General features: G+C 62.0%; 6 protein-coding genes and 1 pseudogene. 3 read left to right on the forward strand and 4 right to left on the reverse strand.

Annotated elements, in window-relative coordinates:
* Positions 1–394: 394 nt before the first annotated feature.
* Positions 395–790, forward strand: coding sequence for a cytochrome c-550 CycA (gene cycA / locus IC50_RS28570; RefSeq protein WP_035712649.1), 396 nt, complete (start codon positions 395–397; stop codon positions 788–790).
* Positions 791–864: 74 nt separating this feature from the next.
* On the opposite strand, the gene IC50_RS28575 is transcribed toward cycA, so the two are convergent.
* Positions 865–1,821, reverse strand: a complete 957-nt coding sequence (locus IC50_RS28575) for an alpha/beta fold hydrolase (RefSeq protein WP_035712652.1) — start codon at positions 1,819–1,821, stop codon at positions 865–867.
* 329 nt (positions 1,822–2,150) lie between these two features.
* Here IC50_RS28575 and IC50_RS28580 point away from each other — a divergent pair, with 329 nt between their 5' ends.
* Positions 2,151–2,333: a hypothetical protein gene (locus tag IC50_RS28580; RefSeq protein ID WP_035712653.1), complete on the forward strand. Its 183-nt coding sequence runs from the start codon at positions 2,151–2,153 to the stop codon at positions 2,331–2,333.
* Positions 2,334–2,345: 12 nt separating this feature from the next.
* On the opposite strand, the gene IC50_RS28585 is transcribed toward IC50_RS28580, so the two are convergent.
* From IC50_RS28585 to ykgO, 3 genes are all read right to left on the reverse strand, one after another.
* Positions 2,346–2,606 carry a hypothetical protein gene (locus tag IC50_RS28585; protein WP_035712656.1) on the reverse strand — a complete coding sequence of 87 codons (261 nt, stop codon included), beginning with the start codon at positions 2,604–2,606 and terminating at the stop codon, positions 2,346–2,348.
* A gap of 184 nt (positions 2,607–2,790) precedes the next feature.
* Entirely contained in the window at positions 2,791–3,423 is a 633-nt protein-coding gene (locus tag IC50_RS28590) for a tetratricopeptide repeat protein (RefSeq protein WP_035712659.1), read from the reverse strand.
* A 122-nt stretch (positions 3,424–3,545) separates the two neighbouring features.
* The gene (gene ykgO, locus IC50_RS28595; RefSeq protein ID WP_006611362.1) at positions 3,546–3,671 is read right to left on the reverse strand and encodes a type B 50S ribosomal protein L36; all 126 of its coding nucleotides are present in this window, start codon (positions 3,669–3,671) and stop codon (positions 3,546–3,548) included.
* A gap of 311 nt (positions 3,672–3,982) precedes the next feature.
* On the opposite strand from ykgO, the pseudogene IC50_RS28600 reads away from it, so the two are divergent.
* A pseudogene (locus IC50_RS28600) lies at positions 3,983–4,231 on the forward strand (4-hydroxyphenyl-beta-ketoacyl-CoA hydrolase); the annotation flags it as partial.

The raw sequence follows: 4,231 nt of genomic DNA on the forward strand, positions 1-4,231 counted from the left end.
TCGGATTCATAGGCTCGCATCTCGGCGGCGCTGTCGATCACGCCCTCGCCCGGCACGATTGCGCGCAAAGCAGCAATGATCTCCGCGCGGCGCGCGAGCACCGCCTGGTCGCTCGCAGGCATCATGATGGCCATGACATATCCTTCCGGCTCGTCGCCCACGATCAATTTATCGCGGCAAATCAACCACGTCCGCGCCCGTTTGGGTAGGCCATCCGAAAGTCGGATCGACGATGTTCCGCCAGTTCGCTCTGGGACAAGTAGGAAATCGTGAAACCTGTCATGGTTTGGTGGCTTGTCCAAGCCGAGCAGGCCTGCCAAAAGCGGCGGGTCGACGCTTGTCGATCAGGCAAGAGACTGACCAGACCCACCAGGGAAGAGACGAAGAGCACCCGATGACAAAACTGACTTTTGGCGCACTGACGATCCTCACCGTGATTGCCACCGCACCCGCCGCGATGGCGCAGGATGTCGCGGCCGGCAAGACGTCGTTCAACAAATGCCTGGCCTGCCACGCGATCGGCGAAGGCGCCAAGAACAAGGTTGGCCCCGAGCTCAACGGCCTCAACGGCCGCCATTCCGGCAGCGTGCCGGACTACAATTACTCGGATGCGAACAAGAAATCCGGCATCACCTGGGACGAGGCCACGTTTAAGGAATACATCAAGGATCCCAAGGCCAAGATCCCCGGCACCAAGATGGCATTCGCCGGCATCAAGAACGAGACCGAGATCAACAATCTCTGGGCCTTCATTTCCCAGTTCGACAAGGACGGGAAGATCAAGCAGTAGAGGCAAAAAGGGGGGCCGCTGGAGCTGGCGCGTTTTCTGCGCGCGAACTGGTATCCACTTCGCTCGAAAACGCTTTAGTCGGCGGCCGCCCGCCCCGGGACAATCCTGCCTATCATGGTCTCGATCTCGGCCTTCACGAGATCCGGCACGGCGTTCTGCACCATGTGGCCGAGGTCCGGCAGCACGATCAGCTTCGCATTGGGCACGGCCGCGGCGAACGGGCGCGCGTGGATGCTGGTTTTCACCGTCTTGTCGGGCTCGCCGGCGACGATCGTGACTGGCGCCTTTATCTCGCCATAGCGCGCAACTTGCGCGGCGACCGACTCCTTCAACGTCACCAGATCATAGGCATTGGCGATGAACTCGCGGGGACGCAGCAGCAGCGGCGTCGCAGAGTCCCTGACGAAGCCGTCCGGCATGGCTTGCGGCAGGAAGACGTTGCGTGCACCGGATTCAGCGAGGACATAGCCGAGCGGCAGCGTGATCGTATAGGCGAGCAGCGGACCGATCACGGGCGTTGCGATGATCTCGTTGTAGCGGCCGACACCGCCGCGCCAGGGATGAGTGACGGGGGCGAGCATCACGAGACCGGCAACGCGGCGCGGATGATCGAGCGCGATCCGCGCGCCGAGGGCGCCGCTCCAGGAATGCACCACGAAGACCGCGCGATCGATACCGAGCTTGTGAAGCGCTTCATCGATCATCCGCGCCTGGATCTGCGGCGTCGAATCTTGCCGCCGAGCACGCGGGCTCCAGCCATGGCCGGGGCGGTCGATCAGAATCACGCGACGATCCCCGGCGAGGCTGTCACCGAGCGGCCGGCGCATCGCTTCGAGATTGGAGCTCGCGCCGTGCAGCATCACGATCGGAAGATCCGAATCGCGCGGGCCGATGTCGACGACATGAAGCGTCGCGCCGTCGACCTCGATCATCCGGCCCTGCGGTGGAAAGGCGCGTTGAACGGCGACGATTCCCGCCTGCGTGACCAGCGCCAGCAGAACCAGCGCCGTCACGACTGACATCACGATCATGGAGAGAATCCGGGTGATCCTGGGCACAGGGCAGTTACGGGTCTGATTGGCGGGCAGTTTCGCCGCCGGCTTTCCGCGCTTCCACCGGAAATGCCGGGGGCTGTGGATATGTGTATAATTTCAGAACAAAAAACTCAATGGAATCAACAATATTGGAACAGCGCGCGTACGCCCCGAGCAGCTTCATGCAGGCGTCATCGCGGCGTCCATATAATCGCCATGGTCGGTTCCGCCATCTAGGCGCGGGTGGGCGCCGATCCTCCTCGCAACCTCAGGCGATGCGGGAAAGACCGGCAGGATTTGTCCTGGTTTGAACCGGAGAATTTTCAATGAGCTTCAGATCGAACGACACTGCGATCGACGAAATCGTCGCGAGCTGCAACGGCGACCTGCGCGGGGCCGTACGGGCGCTGCTTCTGATCAACGAGCATCTCGAGACCGAACTTGCAAAGGCTTACGCTGCAGCCGCCGATCGCGGCCTCGTCGAGCGCGGCAGCAACGTCCTGCATTGAGGGCAGGCCACACTAGTTCGTACCCTCCTCCCCCTTCTCTTCCTCGGGCGTGACTGCGGGACAGGCGCGGATCGTCGAACGGGCAAGTTTGGCGTCCGCCCTGGACTTGTAGGGACCATCGCCGAACCAGATGTCGCCGATGATGACCGGATTGCTGGTCACGATATTGCATTTTCCGGTGGCGCGGTTGCCGACCACCCAGAACAATCCGTCGGCGAGGCTCACCGTCCCCGACGCGAGCAGCAATAGGGCTGCGAACACCAAACGCTTCATGGCTGTGCTCCTGCCATGCAGTTAGGCCAGCAACAGGCCCGGCAATAGTCCTGGTGACGCCCTGCATCGGATCGTGGTTAATCTGGGCACGCCGCAACCGCTCGGCAGCTGATCAACTTGTCCCTATTGTGTTGAGCAAGATCTCCTGAAACGACGCGCTGCGCCTTCCTTTGCGGATCGTGCCCTAGATGTCGCGACCTTCGACTTTCTCGGTCAGCGCCTTGACCTGATCGGGGATCTTTTCGAGGTGCGGATTGACGGCGAGCGCCTTGCGGTAAGCGTCCAGCGCACGCTTCTCGTCGCCGATCTCCTGCATGATCATGCCGAGGCCGGCGAGCGCGCCGAAATGGCGGGGCTCCCGGATCAGCACTTGCTGGACATCGGCGAGAGCGCGGCCATAGTCGTTCTGCATGTAATAGAGCGTCGCACGCCTGTTCCAGGCCTCGATGTAATCGGGCCTGAGCTTGATGACCGAATCCAGCAGCTTGATCGCGACATCGATCTTCTTCGCATCGACCGCGGTCTTGGCGCGAGACATCAGGAGCGCCGCGGTGTCGCTCGGGGTCTGGAGCCAGATCGCCCAGATCCGCGCCTCGACATGCTTGGCGCTGACCTCGTCGGGAGCGGCCTTCAGCGCGCCGAACAGAAAATCGAGATTCTTGCTGCGATCGACCTTGGGCAGCTTGGCCGGCGCTTCCGGCAGCTTCTTCTGCTTGCCGGGTGGCTCAACCTGCTGCGCCACGGCCGGAGCCAGGCCAGCGGTTCCCAGCACAAGGGCCAGACACAGGGCACGCGCGAGGGGGAATCTGACTGCCATGGTGAAAGTCTAAACGCGCAAAGCCGCCCTTGCAAAGCAAAGGCGGCGTCAAACTCGTGTGAGCCGTGGTCTTGCGGGGCGCGCGAGGCGACCGCCAGGCGGGATCAGCTGCCCCAGGGATATCAGCCCTGGCGCGCCTTGAAGCGGCGCTGCACCTTGTTGATCACATAGACCCGGCCCTTGCGGCGGACCAGGCGGTTGGCGCGATGGCGACCGCGCAGCGATTTCAGCGAGTTACGGACCTTCATGGCAGAATCCTGAACGTTCGAAAGGCCGTGTTCGGCACTACCGTTTCGGCACGCGCGAATGTGGCAAAATGAGATTTTTCCCGCCGGCGGACGACCGCCCGGGACGGGGCGGTTCTTAAGGCATGGCGGGAGGTCATGTCAATGTTAACTGCCCTCTTCCGAACCGGCAAAAATGCGAAAACAACCCCATGCACAGTAGAAACGGCCGGATCGGCCCGATTTATCCCAAGGGAAATCAGGCCCTTTCGAGGACGCCTTGCCAAATTCGTTATATCATATAATCAATTCGGCAACCCGTCGGGAGGAAACCCATGCCGAAACTGAAGCTGCCTGATATCGACAAAGTCGTCGCCATCGACATCCACACCCATGCCGAGGAGCCCTGCGGCTGCCATCCCGACGACGGTTATGACGACTTCCAGGCGCAGATGGCGGAATACTTCAAGTCGCCGAACAAGCATCCGCCAACCGTGCCGGAGACGGCGGCCTATTACCGCTCCAAGAACATCGCCGCGGTGATCTTCCCTGTCGATGCCGAGCGCGAGACCGGCTTCCGCCGC

The sequence above is a fragment of the Bradyrhizobium genomosp. I (2014) genome (assembly GCF_000261685.1).
In the GTDB taxonomy this organism is placed as follows: domain Bacteria; phylum Pseudomonadota; class Alphaproteobacteria; order Rhizobiales; family Xanthobacteraceae; genus Bradyrhizobium.